The following is a 17,819-nucleotide window of genomic DNA, read 5'->3' on the forward strand; positions in this document are numbered from 1 at the left end:
GCATGCGCGGCACGTCACCCTGCCCTCCGCACATCGAGCGGGTCGATCCGGATCCGCACGCTCTGGCCGAACAGCGAGGCGTTGCCGATGATCTCCGGCCAGCCTTCGGCGTTCTGCACCATGCGCTGGAACTCTACGGCCTGATCCATGAAGGGCCCTGAGATGATCTCCAGTGCGTCGCCAGAGCTGAACTGACTCATCGCGGCGCGGTCATTGCGCGCCTGGATGCGATCGGCCTCGGCCTCTTCCTCGGCGGCCGCGGCGATGAAGGTCTGCACCTGATTCTGCACCTCCTTGAGCGGGATCGCCATCATGGTGCGCGATAGGCCGCGGCATGAGGCGGCGTCCATGTAGAGGAGCGCCGGGATATCGGCGAAGACGTAGCCCGGGAGGTAGGCGCCAACCTGCGCCTCGGCGTAGCGCTTCTTGCCCGAACGGACGAAAGTCACCCGGCGGGGAGCATGGGCCTCGATCCCGAGGCCGCGGAGCTGCTGCTCGACCGCGAATTCCCCGCGGATCTTCTCAGCGCCGAGCCGGGGCGCGATCAGACGCGTCGTGGTGATGCCCAGATACCAGGTCATTCCGCCGCCTCCGCACCGAAGCGCTTGGGCGCGAAGCCGGCAGCGCGCAGGATCTCGTTGGCGCGCTCGGGGCTCACCGGGTCGCGGGGCGCCTCGTTCGCCACCCCGGCCCAGCCGGAGCGCTCACGGATCTCGGCGGCGCGTACAGCCATCATCTCGACCTTGCAGCGAGCCTCGATGTCACCTTCCAGCGGGCGCTTTCGGCGATCCGGGTTCGCTGCGGATTTCCACCACTTGCAGGCGCGATCGATGGCCCAATCAGGAAAGCGGTCCAGCGCATCGGCCCAGTCTTCCATCTCGATTTCGCGGATGCTCTGCGGCGTGCCCTTGTCGTAGTAGGGCTCAAGCAGTGCGGCAGCGCGCGCCATGGTGCGCACCGGGTCGCAGGGCTGAGAAAGGGCCGTCACCACGTTCGCCACCGCCTCACGTTCTGCTGGAGCGACGTGCTGCGACCGCAGCCGCTGCGTGATAAAGGCTAGACCGCGATCCACCTGGGCGGGCTGATTGATGTCCAGAGTTGCCAGTGCGGTTGTCATAGTTGCCCTCCATGAGCTTCGTGAAGTTTGCGGACTTGATGAGCCAGTCGAAGCCAAAGCCCGTCCAAGGCTGGGCCGTTCGTCCGCGGCAGAAATCGCTGTCGAAGGCTTTGCGCAGCGCCACCTCCCACCCCTTGGCCCCGCCACAATCCTTGAGGCGAGAGCGCAGAGAACGGGCGCGGCTTGGGCTGAGCTTCTGGACCTGGGGCCAACCCGCCTTCGCAGCGGCGGAGTTGTACCGGGAGACTGCTTGGGAAAGCTCGTTGGCATGAACGGGCTCACCGACGGCGGAAGCCGTCAGGGATACGTCAGTATCCTCTTCCCCTTCTTCCCTCTGTATTTCATCCTTATTCTCGTTTGCGTCGGTCCTGCGTCGGTCCTGCGTCGGTCCTGCGTCGGATGCTGCGCCGCCGCCCTGATAATCGTCGTAATTACAGATGGTTATGACCGTCACACCTGCGTCGGTTTTAGCGCTAACCATTTCGAGTTTCTGCAAGCGTTCGATGAAGCGACGGACCTTGCTATCCGTCCAACCCCAACATTTAGCGGCGAAACGGCTTGAGAGCACAAGCTGGCCGCGCTCGAGAGGCACGACGAGATCACCTGCTCGCGTCACCCTGCCCTTCCAACTGGCTTCGCCAAGCATCCAGATCCAAGCCTCGCGCTCTGTGAATTTCTCGCGCTTGAAAGCCGCATGATCCCAGAGGCCACGCGACACGGAGAAGGTTCCACCGCTCATTTCCCCACCTTCGCCAGCGCCTTGTCGAGCCGGTCCCTGAAGTTCTGTGTGGATGCGCTGACGGTCTCGCCGGCGCGCATCGGTTGCAGCGCCACGCGGAGAGAATGTACCTGGTCGCGCGGGATGCGGATCAGCACCGTGTCGCCGTCCTCGCGGATGCCGTAGCCCTCGCTCATGGCGTCACCTCGATCAGGACAGCGCCGCCCTTGACCGGCTCGGTGAAGCGGTCAGCGTACTGGACACGGAACCGGCGATCGTCGCAGCCCATCGCGTCGGCAATGCCATCGATCAGAGGCTTGCAGCGGCCCGGCATGTTCTGAACATCTGGCTTGCCGCCGCGCCCTGTGGGAGGGTGATAGGAGACGCGGAGAACGGCAGCAGGGGCGCGAGGAACCTTGGCCTTCTTCGCGAGCCCCCATGCCGCCGCGCGGTACTCCTTCGTAGCCCTGATGCGCGGCCAGCGTGAGGCGTTCGCGTGGCCGGCTAGGCGACCGTCAGGCCAAGGAAGGCGGATAGTCTTCGCCATCAGTTCACCAGCCCCCGGCCCCGGCGCATCTGCTTGATGCAGGCATCTTGGATGCGCAGGCGCTCGGCGTGGTCCTCGGCGATCAGAGCTTTACGGCGCTCGATGCGGACGTGCAGCTTGGCGAGGCGTCGAAGCTGCCGCTCGTCCGCGAACCGCAGCCATTTCGCCTTGAGGCCAAACAGGTCGCGGCGCTTCTCTACCGGTTGCTGTCCAGTAGCTTTCACTGGACAGTGAAGCTCTCGAATGGGTGCGGTCATGGGCTTAGCTCCACATCTGCGAGCGGTCCTGGCCACCGGCTGCGCGGACCTTCTGCCCGCCAGCCTGCGCCGACATGCGGCTGGCGATTTCCTGCTCGTGAAATTGCGCGAGGGTGATGCTCTTGCCCTTCGATGACAGAGGGCGCGGGGCGAGGCCGAGACGGTCACGGCGCTTGTGAATGGCCTGCTTGTGCCGGTAGCCGAAGAACTCGACCATCTCGCGCACGTTCACCCCGGCCAGCCACATGCGGCGAAAGGTGTCCTCGTTCGCATTCGGAACGCGGCCGGTGGCGCGCGGGGCGATGCCGAGCTCTGCGCGCTTCCAGCTTAGCGTGGAGCGATTGATGCCGAGCATGTCGGCCACCTTCTGCGTCGGGATGCTGCGATTGGCCCAGATCGGGGCCAGCGTCTCGGCGGTGATGTTCGCGGTCTTCGCCATCACGCCACCTCGGAAGAACGCACCCGCCGCGAAAATACCGGCACGGCGCGAGCGCGGCGGGCGATGCGGGCGTCGTGCCCGGCATTCGGAATGAGGTCAGGGGCTTCACCAGCCGCACGCGGCCCCTGTTCGCGTGTACCAAGTTCACTCGTGAAGACGGCTAGATATTTGTGGCGCCCCGTGGCCGTTGTGGGGGCTGTGGTAGCCACCGGACGCCGCCCTGGTTCCGTGAGTGTGACGCGGGCATTCTGGCGCGCAGAGATCAGGCGGCTTTGAAGCTGCCATACCCGCGCGTGCAAACGGCCTCGCCCGGCGCCCGGACGGCAAACCCTTTCTCGACCAGCTTCGCACCAACGACGGCGGGAATTGCCGTCGCCTTGCCGGCCGACTTGAGGGTCTCGAGGTGGGTCTTCTGCGATTGCGTGAGTTCGTCCATGTTCATCTCCGATGGAACTGCAGCTGCCCCCCGCTGCCGGGATCTGGCGCGCGTCGAGGCCGTGGGAGGAGGTCGCCCCGACGCGCTGACCGGCGGAGGAGGTGCCGGTGTTGATGTGGATTGCGGTCATTGATCCGCCTTTGCCGGAAAAGATCCGGCGAGGATGTATCCGGGCGGCAGTAGGCGAATGGTATCCTCGCGAACGGAGACACAGCCAGCCTTTTCCAGCCGCCGGATGATCCGCTTCTGGTCGTGTTCCACCCCCCCCCGTACGGGAGAGCATGTCCTCGGTGGTCATCGGGCCATAGGCGCGGAGGTAGTCGATGATCTCGGCGCGTTGTGCTGTGAGCCTCATGCGCGCTTCCCCTTCATCATCGCGACGGGGCGGGCCGCAAGCGGCTCAAGCAGGTCGATCATGTTCTGAGCCAGGGGGCGCAGGTTGGCGGCCTCTTGATGGTCCACATAGCCATCTTCGACGGCGGAAGAGATCATGGAGACCAGCTCACCTGCCGCGCAGAGGACGCGCATGTGTTCCGGGTCATCGCCGCTGCACCCGCTTGCGGATTGATCGGCCAAGGCCAAAACGTCGCTGGTGAAGCCGGGTCCTAGGGTGGCGAACAGGCTGAGAAGCGGACCAAGGGTCGGGGCGTTGTCGCCGCGCGCGTAGCTGTCGATGGTACGCTCAGCGATTCCAGATGCGTCAGACACCTGTCGGAAGCTGAACCGCTTGCCCCGACCGATGCGGAGAGACAGAGCCTCAGACACGCGCGCCTTGGCAGCTTCTTGCGAAATGAGCAGTGGCTTTCTCATAACAATCTTCCGTGCTTAGCCCCATGTCTGAGGCATGGAAAATGCGTGGTCAGGCGGCGGAGGGCTTAGGCTCATCACTCATGTAAGAGCGAAGGCGTTCAGCGACTTCGAGCGTGCAACTCTTGCCGCCGACAAGACGCGCATAGAGGCGGCTGTTGCCGACCGCACGACTGGTGACAGTTGCGGGTGCCAGGCCTCGCGCGCTGGCAAACGCTTCGATATCGGCTATGAGTTGTTCTCTGGTCATGCCGCAGTATAGGGATATTTATCCCCATAAAACAAGGGAGAATCGTCGCCTAGCGGCTGCGTTTGACGCGGATTATTATCCCGCCATGTCAATGACCTTCTCAGAAGCGTTAAAAGCGGCGATGTCCAACCGAGGAATATCTCTTCGGAAAATCGCAGATGTGGCTGGCGTTTCTTATGAGCAGCTCAAAAAGGTTGGCCAAGGAAAGTCGCGTTCAACAAATGTAGATGACGCTCAGAAGGTCGCTTCGGCGCTCAACATGACGCTCGATCAGTTTCTCAACGGTGGCATCGAAGCGCCAAACACCATCGCCATCGCGGGCAGGGTCGGCGCGGGAGCACAAGTCCCGGTGTTCGACGCCTACGCCAAGGGCGACGGCCCCCAGGTGGAATGCCCGCAGGGACTATCGCCGCGCGGTGTCGTGGCGGTGGAAATCGTCGGTGACAGCATGGAGCCCATCTACAGCGCGGGCGACTTGCTGTTCTACACCCGCCACACTCACGATTGCATCCCGGACGATGTGGTCGGCCACCGTTGCGTGGTCGAGGATGAGGACGGCATGGGTTGGGTGAAACAGGTGAAGCCCGGCGACGAGCCCGGCCTGTTCCACCTGATCTCGCTGAACCCCGGGGCCACGACGATGTGGAACAAGCGGCTCCGCTGGGCGGCGCGTGTGCGGCTGCACTGGCCGGCTGAGCTCACTAGGAAGGTGTAATGAGCCCACATCTGACGTTCTATGGTGACGCCAGCAGTCGCGATAAAGATTACATGGTCGCTGGCGGCTTCGCGGTGGCGGGGAACCGGATTGCAGAGATCGAGGACCGTATCGCGACCTTGCGCGACGACGCTGGAATTCGATCAGAATTTCACTGGAGCGCGTATCGTGGCGGTGAAAAGAGAGCCGCGTACGAGAAGCTCGTGGACTACGGCTTTGACCTCGTTAAAAAGCGTTATGCGGCACTACACATAATCATCTCACCGTTTGGGGGCTACAACCACAAGGCCCGACCAGGCGAGAACCGCGACACCAGCATCAACAGGATGTACTATCAACTTTGCCTGCACCGTCTCGCGCGATTTTATGGAGATAAACGCACCCTCCATGTAAGGCTCGATGCTGGAAACGACTCACGGGATATCTGCGCCATGCGGAACGAGCTCTGCGCGGCAGCCTACAAGACACACGCAACTCGTCCGAACTGCTTTCGCAGCATCGAGCCCGTGAACTCAGAGAACCATAGCCTCATCCAATTGGCTGACGTGATCGTCGGTGGGATTGCGGCAATACAGAATAGCGTGAAACACACCTCCCCGAAGGGCGACCTGGCTCGCTATGTGCTGCGAAAGTCCGGTCGGCACTCGTGGGGCACCCCTACCCCCAAAGAGGCAAGATTCTTGACCGTTTGGCACTTTAGGGGGAGGTCAGGTCCCTCGCAGCCCTAGCTGTAGGGCACGGCTGGTCTAGCCAGCGTATTCGGGCTGCGAAGGCCTAATAAGTACATAGGCCTAAATCCAACATAAATCAATGAGTCGCTAGCATCGAGGCTGCCTGGTTGCAGGTAGGTATATTGATGCCCCACCCCCGCTCCGGCGGGGTTTTTCATGTGCGCCGGAAGCTGGACTCAGCCCCCGGCGCTACCCCATGATCGAAAGCGCGACACAACCGAAAATGGAGAATTCTGTGAGCATTAAAGGCGTTACGTTCAACATCAAATACGACGACACCTACACTGAGCGGTACAACAATCTCAGAGCGGTGTTCGAGCGCCACAACCAAGTGGAAGATCGCACCACATCCTGCGTGTTCCTCGATACGCCGAAGTCAGTTGATGAGGTTCACACTGCACTATACGGCGCGCTAGACTACACCAAAGACAAAGCTATCGTCTTCGAAACCTACCGCCACAACATGAAGACGTTCGGGCCCAAATGAGATAGTCCGGCTTAACGTCCACAGGGACATGGAAGACCCGATAGCTGATCCAGAACGCGATCTTGAGGCGTCGGACGCGCCACTCCTCGCTGTCGAACATTTCAGACCTCCTGAATGGCTCCGCTCCGGCGGGGCCTCTTTCATGCCGCCAGCACCGCGCTGACACCGGCACTGTAGCACGGCGCCTCAGTCGGCGTAAGGATCGTGGGGATTAATATCCCCTTTCTTCTTGACTGGGGATATTTGTCCCCTTACTCTCTTCCTATAAACCGCCGCCGAAGACGCTACCGGCTGATCGCGGACAGAGATGGGAGAGACACAATGCGTCACGATCCGAATATCAGCCGCCACGAGGGGAAGCGCCCGGTGAGCTTCACGCCCTGTGGCTGCTCGCGCTGCGGCGACTACCCGCTCGATATCGAGGACATGGCCCCGGCGGCGATGTTCAAGGATGGCTGGGTCGCCCGGCTGGTCGAGGACAACGGCGGCACCGTCTGCCTGACCTGCGCCCATGACGCCAAGGCTTGCGACTGGTGCGCAGGCCCGGTCAGCACCGAGGAATTCACCGCGTCGAATGCCTATGCCGAGCGCCGTTTTTGCTGCGCCGAGTGCATGGATGCATGGACGACCGCAAGCGAGCCGGTGAGGTCGTGATGCGTGACCTCATGCCCCTCCTTGATTGGCTCCTGTTCGCCGCCGCCTGCGTCTTCGCTGGCTGGCTCTTCCATGCAATCCACACCGCCGCTCAGGCGATCAAGATGGGGGCAATCTGATGCCCGTATCCCTCTCCCAAGTCATCGACGGCGCCGAGAACGGCAACGACCGTGCCGAGGCCGAGCTGTGGGCGCGCTTCCGCGCCGTCCGACCGCTCGACGCCCTGATGATCACCGACCACGACCGCCAGACCGAAACCGCAATCGCATGGGCCAAGGCCCAGATGGAGGACGCAGCATGAACGCAGTGACGCAACACCAGCAGGCGGGAAACAACGTCTCCGCGCTGCCCGCCGACCCGATGGTTTCGATGATCGAGCGGCTTGTCCTGAACCCGGACGCTGACCTCGACAAGCTGGAACGAATGCTGGCGCTCAAGCGGGACCACGAGCGGGACAACGCCCGTATCTCGTTCGCCCGCGCCCTGTCCGCAGCCCGCGCCGAAATTCCGCCGATCATGAAGGACGCAACGGTCGACTTCACGAGCAACAAGGGGCGCACCCACTACCGGCACGAGACGCTGGCCGGCATCGCCAAGGTGATCGACCCGATCCTCTCCCTGCACGGGCTGTCCTACCGGTTCCGCACGGATCAGAGCCAAGGCGGGGTGAAAGTTACCTGTGTCATCGCCCACGCCGACGGTCACAGCGAGGAAACGTCGCTTCAGTGCGCCCCTGATGGCTCGGGATCGAAGAACCCCTTCCAGGCGGTCGGCTCTGCGGTCACCTACTTGCAGCGCTACACCCTCAAGGCCGCCCTCGGCCTCTCCGCCGAGGAGGACGACGACGCTCAAGGCGCCGCGCCGCGCGCCGGCCAGAACCGCGAGCAGCCGCGCAACGAAAAGCCGCCGACCTCGCAGGCGGAGCAGACCGCAGACAGCATGATCGACAGCATCCGCCGCCACGGCGCGGACAATGTGGAAGCCGACGAGCGGTTCCGCCACGAGTTCTCGCGGCTGCGCTCCACCGATGCCGAGCAAGCCGCCCGCGTCGACATCGAGATCGCCAACTGGCGCGAGGCCAACAAGCCCCGCACCGGCGAGATCATCGACCCGAACGAAATTCCCTACTGAGGATCCAGACCATGAACGACATGACCCCCGCCGCCGGGCACAACAACCCGCCTGAACCTCTGGACGACGCCCTCGCACCCTATGGCGACTTCATCACCGAGGCCGAGGGTTGGCTTGATGGCGAACCCGTCACCACCGAAGCGCAGATGAACGCCGTTGACGATCTGGCGAAGCATATCAAGGCCGCAGAGAAGGCAGTGAAGACGGCAGAGGAAAGCGCCGCCAAGCCGCTCTATGACGCATGGAAGGCCGAGAAGGCCCGCTATGCGCCGACGCTGGACGACCTCGGGCGGCTCAAGAAAGGGCTCGCCTCCATCGTCAACGAATTCAAGCGCAAGCTCGCTGCCGAAAAGGCGGAGGCAGAGCACAAGGCGCGTGCGGAAGCTGAAAAGGCCCGTCGCGAGGCGGAGGCCAAGGCCAGAGCCGCGCAGGAAGCCGATATCGAGGCGCAGCGCGAAGCAGCCGCAGCGCAGGCAGAGGCTGAGCGGATGCAGGCCGAATCCGCGAAGGCCAGCAAGGGGCAAGTGAAGGGCCTTCGCACCGTCACCCGCTACGCGATCGATGATCACCGGGCAGCACTGCATGATATCGCCACGAATGACCGGGGCGCGATGACCGCCTTCATCGAGGAGTACGTGCGCCGCAACCACAAGGCCCGCGCCATCAATGGCGTGCGCGTGTGGCAGGAAAAAGAGGCGTTCTGATGACCCCCGCCACCATCTTCGAGACCTATCAAGAGCGCGTCTCTGCGGACAGGTCTCCGCAAGGGCCGGATCGTGACGCTATCGCCGAGGATCTGGCAGCCGAGAACGGCCTGACGAAAGCCGAGGTCGATGAGATCATCACCGGCTACCTGATCGGTGCGGGGGCGGGCTGATGCCGACGAAGGTTCTCCGCGATCCGGGGCACGTCGATGCGCTGGCTATCCTCCTAAAGGCTCGCAAGCTGCCGATCACGGTGACATGGGCGCAGGGCACTTCCCGCAGCTCATCGCAGAACCGGCTGGCGCAGCGGTGGTTCACCGATATCGCCTTGCAGCTTGGCGACCAGACCCACGAGGAGGTGCGCGCCGAATGCAAGCTCACCATCGGCGTGCCGATCCTCAGGGCCGAGAATGAGGCTTTCCGCCTCTCCTATGACCGGACGATGAAGCACCTGCCTTACGAGGAAAAGCTCGCAGCGGTGAAAGCCTTCGATCTTCCGGTGACGCGCCTGATGACCGTCAAGCAGATGACCGACTTCATGGATCAGATGCAGCGGCACTGGATCATGATGGGCGTGCGGCTGACCGATCCCGAGGCGCTCAAGTACGAGCAGGAATTCACATGACCCTCGCCCGCCGATCCCTGCTCAAGGCCAAGGCCCGCATCAAGCCCGTGTCGGACAAGCGCCGCAAGCACCGGGCCAGCGCCTCGGGTCAGGCTGACCTCGAATACATGCGCCGCGTCCGGGCTCTGCCCTGCTGCGCCTGCGGCAAGCACGGCCCGAGCGATGCGCACCACTGCCGCGACCTGCCCGACTTCAACGAGCGCGGCCTGTACGACCGCCTCCCCGGCGCCGGGTCCAAGTCCGGCGACCGCGACACCATCCCGCTCTGCGGTGGCCCCCACGGCTGTCACAGCCTGTTTCACGGCGACCGCGCTGAATTCCACCGGCTGCACGGCAAGGATTACGGCTTCATCGCCCCTACCCGCGCCACCCTGTCCAACATGGAGATTGATTTCTGATGCAGACCCCCGTTCTCACGCACTCCGCCACGCTGGCGAATATGACAGACCGCGAAATCCGCATCGGCCTGGACTTGGCCGGCGGTCGCACCAGCCTGCCCGACACCCTTCCCCCGATGGGCCCCGAGGTGGCCGCTTGGGCTATGGAGCGGAGGGCGGAAGGATGACCGCGCACTCCTTCCCGCCTCTCACCCCTCCCGACGAAACGCAGGAACCCGGCTCCCGGATCTGGGCGGAGTACCACGCCAACGAGGGTCTGCCGCCGGCTTCTGGTTCGCTCTCGGCGTTCTCGTGATCCTCGGAGTCGGCGTCGTCGGCACCGTCTGGGCGCTGTCCATGAGCGTCACCGAGTGGGGTCCGGCGCTGATCATGTCTGCGGGGTGGAGCGGGTGACACAGCAGCTTCCCAAATGGACCAACAAAGGCTGCCTGATGCCCATGTCAGCGCCCCAGAGATGGGGCGTTGCGATGGACACCAGACCGAGCGCGGAGACTCTCGCATGACCACACACGCCGCACATCCACTCAAAGGAGCAGAACTTCGCAAGGCGGTAGCTGAGTGGGCTGGCCTTGGTTGTGCAGTCAAGATCGGCTCGGATGGCACGATCGAAGTGATCCCGCCCACGCGCGATAGCGCCGAGCCAGATCTCGTGAACTGGAGCCGCAAATGAAACGTAACCTTCCCGCCTACGTCTATGCCCGGGGAAAGCGCGGCTATCTCTACTTCATCCGCTCCGGCGTCTGCCAGCGCATCCACAGCGAGCCGGGAACACCGGAATTTGCGGCCGATTACGCGCTGTTGATGAGGGGCCGACCTGTCACGCCCAAGCGCAACATTGGCAAGCTCATCGAGCTTTTCATGTGCTCTCCGAAATGGGCCAGCTATGCCCACAACACGCGGCGAGGATATGAACGTCACCTCACCTACCTGCGCGACACGGCGGGGAATATCGATCCGGCCAAGCTGCGCACCGTCCACGTCTACGAGATGCGGGACGCGCTGGCCGATAAGCCGACCGACGCCAACCGGAAGATCGACACGCTTGTAGCGCTGCTGAACTACGGGATTCAGATCGGATGGTTCGACCGAAACCCGGCGCACGGCGTCGAGCGCCTGAAGGCGACGGGACGGAAGCGAAAGCCGTGGCCGGTCGATCTAATCGAAGCATTCCGGGCCGAGGCGGATGGCCGAACGCTGCTCATTTTTGAAATGCTGCTCGGCACCGGCCAGCGCATCAATGACGTGCTGTCTCTTCGCTGGTCCGACCTAGACGGCGACGGCTTCACCCTCACGCAAGGCAAGACCAAGACCGAACTCTACATCCCTCTGACAGACCGCCTGCGCTCCGTGCTGGCGTCTCAGAAGCGGCGCGGCCTGTTCATCATCTGTCACGAGGACGGCACCAAGATCAGCTACCAGCTTGCCCACAAGGACGTGATGGCTGTGCGGAAGAAGATTGGCGCGGATGAGTACGACATTCACGCGCTGCGCTACGCCGCGGCGTCCGAGATCGCCGCGATCCCCGGCATGACCCGCGACCACATCCAAGCAATCACCGGCCACGCCGATGCCGCCATGATCCGCCGCTATGCCGGTGCTGCCGTACAGAAGATCCGGGCAACAGAGGCGCAGAAGGCTCGCACGGACAGAACGAATACGAAACGAGAACGTTGAAACGGTTTCTGAAACGCTGAGACGCACATAATGTTTTCAGCACCTTACAGACCGATATAGATGCTTGAGAAACATCTCCTTGGTGAGGGTGGTGCCCTTGCGCAGCGAGAGCAGCTCGAGCATCTGGTACTCCTTGCCGGTGAGATGCACCGACTTGCCGTCAACCTCGACGGTCTTGGCGTCGAGATTGACCGAGATCTTCCCGGTGCGGATCACCGACTGCGAATGCCCCTTCGAGCGGCGAATGATGGCATGGATCCGCGCCACCAGTTCGTCACGGTGGAACGGCTTGGTGAGGTAATCGTCGGCGCCGAAGCCGAACCCCTTGATCTTGCTCTCGGTATCGTCGGCCCCCGACAGGATCAGGATCGGCGTGCTGATCCGCGCCATGCGCAGCTGTCGCAGCACCTCGTGCCCATTGATGTCGGGCAGATTGAGATCGAGCAGGATCAGGTCGTAATCATAGAGCTTGGCCAGATCGATCCCCTCTTCTCCGAGATCGGTGGCGTAGACGTTCAGATTGGCATGGGTCAGCATCAGCTCGATGCTTTTCGAGGTGGTCGGATCATCTTCCACAAGGAGGATTCGCATAGAAAGTTCTCCGCTTGTTCTGTCCTGTCGGTCCGACCCTGAGGCAAATAAGTTAACGCTTCTTTACTGTAGACATCCGGATTTTCATTTCAATCTTCGGTTGGCCGTGCGGCGGAACGCGCCGGTCAGACATCGGACGGGTCCGCCCCGGGCGCGCGAAAACGCTGGACCAGCGTTGCCTTCAGCGCCTCCTCGCCATGATTGCTGACTGCGCGCACCCATTCCCCAAGCTCCTCGACGCTGAGACCGTAGCGCTCCATCGCCTGATTTTCGGAGAGCAGACCGTAGGTTACCGCCTTGACCACCGCGGCCTTGCGCGAGGCCACCCAGCGGCACGTCTCGGCCGGGGGCAGATCGGCGCGGGTCATGATCGTGCCGTCCGGGAGCGTCACCGCGCGCGGGCCTTTGATTTTCTTGAGGTACATCCCGTTTCCGTTCCGCTCTGTTCTGTCCCGTTTTTTCCGGCTGGAGGCCATTTGAGCGCGGTGGATTTAACGCGGCCTAAAAACCGCCCCTTGAGAGTACGAAGCATTTTCCTATATTCGCGACCTGTTCCCAGGAGACCGCCATGCCCCTCGACGCCCCGATCCTCAATTCGCTCGGCCTGCCCAAGCCGCCGTCCGAGACGCGCGTCGTTGTCGCCATGTCCGGCGGCGTGGATAGCTCGGTCGTCGCCGCGATGCTGGCCGAGGAAGGCTACGACGTCGTCGGCGTCACGCTGCAGCTCTACGATCACGGCGCCGCGCTGGCCAAGAAAGGCGCCTGCTGCGCCGGCGTCGACATCCACGATGCCCGCCGCGTCGCCGAGCAGATGGGCTTTCCGCATTACGTGCTCGATTACGAGAACATCTTCCGCGACGCGGTCATCGACGAGTTCGCCGAGAGCTATCTCGGCGGCGCGACGCCAGTGCCCTGCATCCGCTGCAACGAGCGGGTGAAGTTCAAGGATCTGCTGGAAACCGCCAAGGATCTCGACGCCGATTGCATGGCGACCGGGCATTACATCCAGCGCATGGTCGGCGATCATGGCGCCGAGTTGCACTCGGCAGCCGATGCCAACCGCGACCAGAGCTATTTCCTGTTCTCGACCACGCCCGAACAGCTCGACTACCTGCGCTTTCCGCTGGGCCACCTCAAGAGCAAGGCCGAGACCCGCGCGCTGGCGGCGAAGTACGGGCTGAGCGTGGCCGACAAGCCCGACAGCCAGGACATCTGCTTCGTGCCCGACGGCAACTATGCCAGCGTGATCGAGAAGCTGCGCCCGGGCGCTGCCGAGCCGGGCGAGATCGTGCACACAGATGGCCGGGTGATGGGCACGCATCGCGGCGTGATCCACTACACCATCGGCCAGCGCCGGGGCCTCGGGATCGGCGGCCTCGCGGAGCCGCTCTACGTGGTCAAGCTCGACGTCGACAGGAAACAGGTGATCGTCGGGCCGAAAGAGATGCTTGCGACCCGTAAGGTACCGGTGCGCGAGATCAACTGGCTGGGCGATGCCCCCTTCACCTCGCGCGAGGAATGGCATCTCTCGGTCAAGGTGCGCTCCACGCGCCCGCCGCGCGAGGCCATCGTGCGGCCGATCTCCGAGACCGAGGCCGAGGTCGAACTGGTGGTCGCCGAGGAAGGCGTCTCGCCGGGTCAGGCCTGCGTGTTCTACGATCCCGACAGCAGCCGGATCTTCGGCGGCGGCTGGATCTGGCGCGGTTACTGAGGGCTTGGGGGACGGCTGCATTCGCCTCCCTGCTGACCTGACCGATGATCGAGACATTTTCATGTGCCACACGCGTGGGGCGCCGCCGCGCCATCGACGGCCCTCGGGATGGCGATCCGACAGACGAGCCTCTCGATTTATCCGTGCCAAGTTCGAAAGACCTCAACACGCGGCACAGACGTTAGCAAATCGCCAGCCCGTCCGGGCGGGTCATCCCGGAGGCTTGCTTTCAGCATGACCGATGGCGCGGCGGCTTCGCCTTGTTTCCGCGCATGGGACTTCGCGCACGGATCGCCGCGTGGGGTCCAACTCACCGTCACGAGCGTGAACGGCCCGCCCGCTACCGCCCCTGCTCCCGCCGGCTGAGGAACGTATGCAGCAACGCCCCCGCCACGGTCAGCGCGATGATCACCGTGCCCACCGCGTTGATCACCGGCGGATGGCCGTTGGGGTTGCGCGCCATGGCGCCGATCTCGGTGGCGAAGGTGCAGGCGCCGCCCTTGGCGAACATCGTGGTGTTGTAGTTCTCCATGCTCGCCATCAGCGCGATCACCGCCGCCGAGGCCAGCGCGGGGGCGAGATAGGGCAGCGTCAGGCGGCGGAAGACGCGGAACGGCGTGGCGCCGAGATCCAGCGCCGCCTCTTCGAGTTCGACCGGCTGGCGCTGCAGCCGCGCCATCAGGATCAGCATCGGGTAGCCGGCGATAAAAGTGGTCTGCGCCATCACGATGGTGAAGAGCCCGGCATCCACACCCAGACGGCTCCAGAACACCAGCGCCGAGAGGCCCAGCACGATGCCCGGCGCCAGCATGGGCGACAGCAGCACCCACCAGAGCGCGCTGTTGGCGCGCGAGCGCCAGCGGGTCAGCAGCACCGCGCCCGCCAGCCCCAGAAGCAGCGACAGCGGCACCACCATGGCGGCGACGTAGAGCGAATTGCCGAAGCAGCTCACGAAGCGGTCGCGGTCGAGCGACCGCAGCACCGGATCGGCCCGCAGCGTCTCCTCGGGCATCCAGAAAAACGTGTACCACTTGGTCGTGAAGCCCTGCCACTCGGTCACCGAAGGCGGCGAGGTGTCGTTGAAGGACGACAGGATCATCAGCAGCAGCGGCAGGAACATGAACACGAGAAAGGCCCATGTGTAGGCGCTGAGGAGACCATCGGCGGTCAGCAGCCGCAGGCGGCGGCGCGGCGGGGTGTGGGAAAGATCGGTCATTGCACCCTCGCGAAATCCTTGAGCCGCGTCCGCATCAGCCACATGAAGAGCGCCACCAGCAGGAAGCATACAATCGTGTATGCAAAGCTGTATGCAGCGCCCACGTTGGCATTGGGGCTCTCGAAGAACTTGTTGTAGATCGTCTGGCTGAACCACTCGGCCTGCAACCCGCGGCTGATGATGCGCGGCACCGAGAAGGCGCCCGCGGCAAGCATGAATGTGGCGATGGTGCCGACCGCAATGCCCGGCTTGGAATGCGGGATGATGATGCGCAGGTGCACCCGCCACGGGCTCGCCCCGAGATCGCGCGCCGCCTCGATCTGGTTGCGGTCGAGCGTGCTCATGACGTTGTAGATCGGGAACACCATGAACAGCACGTAGGTGTAGACGATGACGAGGAACACGGTGCCCGGGAAGCGCTTGAACTGGATCGGCACGTCGATCACCCCCAGCCAGTGCAGCAGCCCGTTGATCAGCCCCGAATTGTCGATGATCGTGGTCCAGGCATAGATCCGCATCAGCTCGACGATGGCGTAGGGGATGATGAGTCCGAGAAACAGCCAGACCGCCTGCTTCGGCCGGCTGGCCAGCGCCACCTTGTAGGCGATGGGATAGCATAGCAGCAGCGCCAGCGCCGTGGCGATCACCGCCTGCAGCAACGTCCGCGTCAGCGTCACGAGGCCGATGCGGCTGTAGGTCTCGCCATCGCGCTCGAAGCGCAGGCCGGTGAGGCTCATGAGTTTGTTCGAGATCTTGGCGTTCTCGACGGCGCGCTGCGCATCGGATTGCGGGATCAGACGGGCCTCGAACAACGTGGCGAAGTTCGACAGCGTGTAAGGTGAGGCGCCGGCCTCGGCCTCGCGGATGCGCAGCGAGGCCTCGCGGGCCAGCGTTTCGATCTCTTCGGCAGAGGCGATCTGGTCCGCGATCGGGTCGGTGTCGGAGACGCCGAGCCACGGCAGGTCGTAGACCTCGTCAAGCCAGCTTGCGCCGCCGCTTAGCGGCTTGTGGGTGGTCGCGCGGTCGCATTGCAGAATGTAGGGGCGCGTTGGCGCGGCGCTCTCGGCGCCGCCTGCCCCGCCTGTCATCGACGGGATCGCAAGCCCGCCGGAGGGTGCGGGGTCCGGCGCGCGGCCGGTCATCGAGGGAATGGCCATGCCGCCCGAGGAGGGCGCGCCGCCCGACATCGACGGGACCGCGAGTCCACCGGACGGCGCCGCCGGGGCCTCGTCGGTCACGTAGGTCTGCAGCACCGAGATGCAGGTGCGCGCATCCCGCGCCAGCCCCTGCGCCACCGAGCTGTCGAGCGCGCGCGACGGCGCGGTCAGAGCGCGCTCCACCATCGTCAGCTGCGGCAGCACGATCAGCATCAGCCCCCAGACCGCGGCGGCGAGAAAGAACACCAGCGTCAGGCCCCGGCCATAGCCCTGCAGCAGCCCGCTCATTGCGCCGCCAGCTCCTGCCCGGTGCGGGCCAGCGCGCCGCGCGGCAGGATCACCGCCTGCGCGGCGGCGAAGCCGAGCGGCATCGGCGCCGCGTCGTGCAGCTCGGGCGCGTGGCCGTCATTGGTCACGTGCACGGCGATCTCGGTGCCCCTGGCATCGAAGAAGAGGTTGAGAAAGGCCCCCTCGAGATCGCGCCGCACCAGATGCGCCTCGAACCGGTTCTCGTCACCCCCGATCCGCATTGCCTCGGGGCGCACGAAGAGCATCGCCTCGGAGCCGGGCTCCAGTTGGTCGGGGTTGCGGGCGCGGAAGCGGCCCAGCGGCGTCTCGATCTGCGCCATGCCCGCCTCGACATCGGCAATCCGGCCTTCGAAGCGGTTGGTCTCGCCGACAAAGCTCGCGGCAAAGGCGGTGCGGGGATGGGAATAGATCTCGTCCCCGGTGCCGACCTGCTCGATCACACCGTTGTTCATCACGGCGATGCGGTCGGACATGGTCAGCGCCTCGCCCTGATCGTGGGTGATGTAGATGAAGGTGACGCCGGTCTTCTTCTGGATCGCGCGCAGCTCGGCGCGCATGTGCTGGCGCAGCTTGAGGTCGAGCGCCGAGAGCGGCTCGTCGAGCAGCAGCACCGCCGGCTCCACCGCGAGGGCGCGGGCGATGGCGACGCGCTGGCGCTGGCCGCCCGAGAGCTCGGAGGGCAGCTTGTCGCCCTGATCGCCAAGCGCCACCAGATCGAGCAGCTCCTGCGCCTTTTCGCGGCGCGCCTTCTTGCCGATGCCACGGGCCTCGAGCCCGAAGGCCACGTTCTCCCAGACCGGCATCAGCGGGAACAGCGCGAGGTTCTGGAAGATCAGCGCCGTGGGCCGCGCGTTGGGGCCGCTGCCGGCCATGTCCTCGCCGCCGATCAGTACCCGTCCGGCGCTTGGCTCGATAAAACCCGAGACCGCGCGCAGGATCGTCGTCTTGCCGCAGCCGGAGGGTCCGAGGATCGAGAAGAACTCGCCCGCCTCGACCACAAGGTCGGTGGGTTCGACGGCGGTGAAGCCGTTGGGATAGGTGATAGAGACGCTGTCGAGCGTCACGTCCTTGCCGCGCATGGCCTGCTCCGTGGGGTCTTTCGCCGGGCGCCTCGAACGGCACCCCGATGCGTGCGAAGAGCGGGC

At 64.2% G+C, this 17,819-nt stretch carries 26 protein-coding genes and 1 pseudogene; 13 read left to right on the forward strand and 14 right to left on the reverse strand.

Going from position 1 to position 17,819, the window contains the following annotated elements; genetic code table 11:
* Positions 1 to 14 precede the first annotated feature (14 nt).
* The 9 genes from nusG to LCM15_RS03180 form a co-directional block, all read right to left on the reverse strand.
* A complete protein-coding gene (gene nusG, locus LCM15_RS03140; protein WP_224852900.1) occupies positions 15 to 581 on the reverse strand; it encodes a transcription termination/antitermination protein NusG in 567 nt (188 codons plus the stop codon).
* Complete coding sequence (locus LCM15_RS03145; protein WP_224852902.1) at positions 578 to 988, reverse strand: hypothetical protein; 411 nt, start codon at positions 986 to 988, stop codon at positions 578 to 580. The genes nusG and LCM15_RS03145 overlap by 4 nt, the downstream gene beginning before the upstream one ends.
* 16 nt (positions 989 to 1,004) lie before the next feature.
* The gene (locus LCM15_RS03150; protein ID WP_224852904.1) at positions 1,005 to 1,856 is read right to left on the reverse strand and encodes a hypothetical protein; all 852 of its coding nucleotides are present in this window, start codon (positions 1,854 to 1,856) and stop codon (positions 1,005 to 1,007) included.
* The gene (locus LCM15_RS03155; protein ID WP_224852906.1) at positions 1,853 to 2,032 is read right to left on the reverse strand and encodes a hypothetical protein; all 180 of its coding nucleotides are present in this window, start codon (positions 2,030 to 2,032) and stop codon (positions 1,853 to 1,855) included. The genes LCM15_RS03150 and LCM15_RS03155 overlap by 4 nt, the downstream gene beginning before the upstream one ends.
* Positions 2,029 to 2,382, reverse strand: a complete 354-nt coding sequence (locus LCM15_RS03160; protein WP_224852907.1) for a hypothetical protein — start codon at positions 2,380 to 2,382, stop codon at positions 2,029 to 2,031. The genes LCM15_RS03155 and LCM15_RS03160 overlap by 4 nt, the downstream gene beginning before the upstream one ends.
* Positions 2,382 to 2,639 carry a hypothetical protein gene (locus tag LCM15_RS03165; protein ID WP_224852909.1) on the reverse strand — a complete coding sequence of 86 codons (258 nt, stop codon included), beginning with the start codon at positions 2,637 to 2,639 and terminating at the stop codon, positions 2,382 to 2,384. Before LCM15_RS03165 ends, LCM15_RS03160 begins: the two co-directional genes overlap by 1 nt.
* A 4-nt stretch (positions 2,640 to 2,643) precedes the next feature.
* Positions 2,644 to 3,078: a hypothetical protein gene (locus tag LCM15_RS03170; protein ID WP_224852911.1), complete on the reverse strand. Its 435-nt coding sequence runs from the start codon at positions 3,076 to 3,078 to the stop codon at positions 2,644 to 2,646.
* 262 nt (positions 3,079 to 3,340) lie between these two features.
* A complete protein-coding gene (locus LCM15_RS03175) occupies positions 3,341 to 3,514 on the reverse strand; it encodes a hypothetical protein (RefSeq protein WP_224852913.1) in 174 nt (57 codons plus the stop codon).
* A 351-nt stretch (positions 3,515 to 3,865) separates the two neighbouring features.
* Positions 3,866 to 4,324, reverse strand: a complete 459-nt coding sequence (locus LCM15_RS03180; RefSeq protein ID WP_224852915.1) for a hypothetical protein — start codon at positions 4,322 to 4,324, stop codon at positions 3,866 to 3,868.
* A 332-nt stretch (positions 4,325 to 4,656) separates the two neighbouring features.
* Between LCM15_RS03180 and LCM15_RS03185 the strand changes: the two genes are divergently transcribed.
* The 12 genes from LCM15_RS03185 (at position 4,657) to LCM15_RS03240 (ending at position 11,690) form a co-directional block, all read left to right on the forward strand.
* Positions 4,657 to 5,286, forward strand: coding sequence for an XRE family transcriptional regulator (locus tag LCM15_RS03185; protein WP_224852917.1), 630 nt, complete (start codon positions 4,657 to 4,659; stop codon positions 5,284 to 5,286).
* Entirely contained in the window at positions 5,286 to 6,014 is a 729-nt protein-coding gene (locus tag LCM15_RS03190) for a DUF3800 domain-containing protein (protein WP_224852919.1), read from the forward strand. The genes LCM15_RS03185 and LCM15_RS03190 overlap by 1 nt, the downstream gene beginning before the upstream one ends.
* A gap of 199 nt (positions 6,015 to 6,213) precedes the next feature.
* A complete protein-coding gene (locus LCM15_RS03195) occupies positions 6,214 to 6,504 on the forward strand; it encodes a hypothetical protein (protein WP_224852920.1) in 291 nt (96 codons plus the stop codon).
* A gap of 321 nt (positions 6,505 to 6,825) precedes the next feature.
* Positions 6,826 to 7,158, forward strand: a complete 333-nt coding sequence (locus LCM15_RS03200) for a hypothetical protein (RefSeq protein WP_224852922.1) — start codon at positions 6,826 to 6,828, stop codon at positions 7,156 to 7,158.
* A 118-nt stretch (positions 7,159 to 7,276) separates the two neighbouring features.
* Positions 7,277 to 7,459: a hypothetical protein gene (locus LCM15_RS03205; RefSeq protein WP_224852924.1), complete on the forward strand. Its 183-nt coding sequence runs from the start codon at positions 7,277 to 7,279 to the stop codon at positions 7,457 to 7,459.
* Complete coding sequence (locus LCM15_RS03210) at positions 7,456 to 8,289, forward strand: ERF family protein (RefSeq protein WP_224852926.1); 834 nt, start codon at positions 7,456 to 7,458, stop codon at positions 8,287 to 8,289. Before LCM15_RS03205 ends, LCM15_RS03210 begins: the two co-directional genes overlap by 4 nt.
* A gap of 11 nt (positions 8,290 to 8,300) precedes the next feature.
* Positions 8,301 to 8,993, forward strand: a complete 693-nt coding sequence (locus LCM15_RS03215) for a hypothetical protein (protein ID WP_224852929.1) — start codon at positions 8,301 to 8,303, stop codon at positions 8,991 to 8,993.
* A complete protein-coding gene (locus LCM15_RS03220; protein WP_224852931.1) occupies positions 8,993 to 9,166 on the forward strand; it encodes a hypothetical protein in 174 nt (57 codons plus the stop codon). Before LCM15_RS03215 ends, LCM15_RS03220 begins: the two co-directional genes overlap by 1 nt.
* Positions 9,166 to 9,618 (forward strand): hypothetical protein, encoded by a 453-nt coding sequence (locus tag LCM15_RS03225; protein WP_224852933.1) that lies wholly within the window; start codon positions 9,166 to 9,168, stop codon positions 9,616 to 9,618. Before LCM15_RS03220 ends, LCM15_RS03225 begins: the two co-directional genes overlap by 1 nt.
* Positions 9,615 to 10,016 (forward strand): hypothetical protein, encoded by a 402-nt coding sequence (locus tag LCM15_RS03230; RefSeq protein ID WP_224852935.1) that lies wholly within the window; start codon positions 9,615 to 9,617, stop codon positions 10,014 to 10,016. Before LCM15_RS03225 ends, LCM15_RS03230 begins: the two co-directional genes overlap by 4 nt.
* 499 nt (positions 10,017 to 10,515) lie before the next feature.
* The gene (locus tag LCM15_RS03235; protein ID WP_224852937.1) at positions 10,516 to 10,686 is read left to right on the forward strand and encodes a hypothetical protein; all 171 of its coding nucleotides are present in this window, start codon (positions 10,516 to 10,518) and stop codon (positions 10,684 to 10,686) included.
* A complete protein-coding gene (locus LCM15_RS03240; protein ID WP_224852939.1) occupies positions 10,683 to 11,690 on the forward strand; it encodes a tyrosine-type recombinase/integrase in 1,008 nt (335 codons plus the stop codon). Before LCM15_RS03235 ends, LCM15_RS03240 begins: the two co-directional genes overlap by 4 nt.
* 54 nt (positions 11,691 to 11,744) lie before the next feature.
* Here the strand turns inward: LCM15_RS03240 and LCM15_RS03245 are convergent.
* Together LCM15_RS03245 and LCM15_RS03250 are read right to left on the reverse strand one after the other, a co-directional pair.
* Positions 11,745 to 12,281 (reverse strand): annotated as a pseudogene (locus tag LCM15_RS03245) (response regulator transcription factor); the annotation flags it as partial.
* A gap of 125 nt (positions 12,282 to 12,406) precedes the next feature.
* Positions 12,407 to 12,706, reverse strand: a complete 300-nt coding sequence (locus LCM15_RS03250; RefSeq protein WP_224852941.1) for a DUF1153 domain-containing protein — start codon at positions 12,704 to 12,706, stop codon at positions 12,407 to 12,409.
* A gap of 143 nt (positions 12,707 to 12,849) precedes the next feature.
* On the opposite strand from LCM15_RS03250, the gene mnmA reads away from it, so the two are divergent.
* Positions 12,850 to 13,992 (forward strand): tRNA 2-thiouridine(34) synthase MnmA, encoded by a 1,143-nt coding sequence (mnmA, locus tag LCM15_RS03255; RefSeq protein WP_224852943.1) that lies wholly within the window; start codon positions 12,850 to 12,852, stop codon positions 13,990 to 13,992.
* A gap of 340 nt (positions 13,993 to 14,332) precedes the next feature.
* On the opposite strand, the gene LCM15_RS03260 is transcribed toward mnmA, so the two are convergent.
* From LCM15_RS03260 to LCM15_RS03270, 3 genes are read right to left on the reverse strand one after another with little or no spacing between them, the layout of a single operon-like run.
* Entirely contained in the window at positions 14,333 to 15,208 is an 876-nt protein-coding gene (locus LCM15_RS03260; protein ID WP_224852945.1) for an ABC transporter permease, read from the reverse strand.
* A complete protein-coding gene (locus tag LCM15_RS03265) occupies positions 15,205 to 16,653 on the reverse strand; it encodes an ABC transporter permease (RefSeq protein WP_224852947.1) in 1,449 nt (482 codons plus the stop codon). The genes LCM15_RS03260 and LCM15_RS03265 overlap by 4 nt, the downstream gene beginning before the upstream one ends.
* Positions 16,650 to 17,753, reverse strand: coding sequence for an ABC transporter ATP-binding protein (locus tag LCM15_RS03270; RefSeq protein WP_224852949.1), 1,104 nt, complete (start codon positions 17,751 to 17,753; stop codon positions 16,650 to 16,652). The genes LCM15_RS03265 and LCM15_RS03270 overlap by 4 nt, the downstream gene beginning before the upstream one ends.
* Between the last annotated feature and the right edge of the window lie 66 nt (positions 17,754 to 17,819).

The organism is Salipiger bermudensis (assembly GCF_020171625.1).
Taxonomy (GTDB): Bacteria; Pseudomonadota; Alphaproteobacteria; order Rhodobacterales; family Rhodobacteraceae; genus Salipiger; species Salipiger bermudensis_B.

Excerpts from the sequence above, each read along its gene's own strand:
- nusG (WP_224852900.1), bottom strand. The coding sequence starts at position 581 with ATGACCTGGTATCTGGGCATCACCACGACGCGTCTGATCGCGCCCCGG.
- LCM15_RS03150 (WP_224852904.1), bottom strand. The coding sequence starts at position 1,856 with ATGAGCGGTGGAACCTTCTCCGTGTCGCGTGGCCTCTGGGATCATGCG.
- LCM15_RS03155 (WP_224852906.1), bottom strand. The coding sequence starts at position 2,032 with ATGAGCGAGGGCTACGGCATCCGCGAGGACGGCGACACGGTGCTGATC.
- LCM15_RS03160 (WP_224852907.1), bottom strand. The coding sequence starts at position 2,382 with ATGGCGAAGACTATCCGCCTTCCTTGGCCTGACGGTCGCCTAGCCGGC.
- LCM15_RS03165 (WP_224852909.1), bottom strand. The coding sequence starts at position 2,639 with ATGACCGCACCCATTCGAGAGCTTCACTGTCCAGTGAAAGCTACTGGA.
- LCM15_RS03170 (WP_224852911.1), bottom strand. The coding sequence starts at position 3,078 with ATGGCGAAGACCGCGAACATCACCGCCGAGACGCTGGCCCCGATCTGG.
- LCM15_RS03175 (WP_224852913.1), bottom strand. The coding sequence starts at position 3,514 with ATGGACGAACTCACGCAATCGCAGAAGACCCACCTCGAGACCCTCAAG.
- LCM15_RS03180 (WP_224852915.1), bottom strand. The coding sequence starts at position 4,324 with ATGAGAAAGCCACTGCTCATTTCGCAAGAAGCTGCCAAGGCGCGCGTG.
- LCM15_RS03185 (WP_224852917.1), top strand. The coding sequence starts at position 4,657 with ATGTCAATGACCTTCTCAGAAGCGTTAAAAGCGGCGATGTCCAACCGA.
- LCM15_RS03190 (WP_224852919.1), top strand. The coding sequence starts at position 5,286 with ATGAGCCCACATCTGACGTTCTATGGTGACGCCAGCAGTCGCGATAAA.
- LCM15_RS03195 (WP_224852920.1), top strand. The coding sequence starts at position 6,214 with ATGATCGAAAGCGCGACACAACCGAAAATGGAGAATTCTGTGAGCATT.
- LCM15_RS03200 (WP_224852922.1), top strand. The coding sequence starts at position 6,826 with ATGCGTCACGATCCGAATATCAGCCGCCACGAGGGGAAGCGCCCGGTG.
- LCM15_RS03205 (WP_224852924.1), top strand. The coding sequence starts at position 7,277 with ATGCCCGTATCCCTCTCCCAAGTCATCGACGGCGCCGAGAACGGCAAC.
- LCM15_RS03210 (WP_224852926.1), top strand. The coding sequence starts at position 7,456 with ATGAACGCAGTGACGCAACACCAGCAGGCGGGAAACAACGTCTCCGCG.
- LCM15_RS03215 (WP_224852929.1), top strand. The coding sequence starts at position 8,301 with ATGAACGACATGACCCCCGCCGCCGGGCACAACAACCCGCCTGAACCT.
- LCM15_RS03220 (WP_224852931.1), top strand. The coding sequence starts at position 8,993 with ATGACCCCCGCCACCATCTTCGAGACCTATCAAGAGCGCGTCTCTGCG.
- LCM15_RS03225 (WP_224852933.1), top strand. The coding sequence starts at position 9,166 with ATGCCGACGAAGGTTCTCCGCGATCCGGGGCACGTCGATGCGCTGGCT.
- LCM15_RS03230 (WP_224852935.1), top strand. The coding sequence starts at position 9,615 with ATGACCCTCGCCCGCCGATCCCTGCTCAAGGCCAAGGCCCGCATCAAG.
- LCM15_RS03235 (WP_224852937.1), top strand. The coding sequence starts at position 10,516 with ATGACCACACACGCCGCACATCCACTCAAAGGAGCAGAACTTCGCAAG.
- LCM15_RS03240 (WP_224852939.1), top strand. The coding sequence starts at position 10,683 with ATGAAACGTAACCTTCCCGCCTACGTCTATGCCCGGGGAAAGCGCGGC.
- LCM15_RS03250 (WP_224852941.1), bottom strand. The coding sequence starts at position 12,706 with ATGTACCTCAAGAAAATCAAAGGCCCGCGCGCGGTGACGCTCCCGGAC.
- mnmA (WP_224852943.1), top strand. The coding sequence starts at position 12,850 with ATGCCCCTCGACGCCCCGATCCTCAATTCGCTCGGCCTGCCCAAGCCG.
- LCM15_RS03260 (WP_224852945.1), bottom strand. The coding sequence starts at position 15,208 with ATGACCGATCTTTCCCACACCCCGCCGCGCCGCCGCCTGCGGCTGCTG.
- LCM15_RS03265 (WP_224852947.1), bottom strand. The coding sequence starts at position 16,653 with ATGAGCGGGCTGCTGCAGGGCTATGGCCGGGGCCTGACGCTGGTGTTC.
- LCM15_RS03270 (WP_224852949.1), bottom strand. The coding sequence starts at position 17,753 with ATGCGCGGCAAGGACGTGACGCTCGACAGCGTCTCTATCACCTATCCC.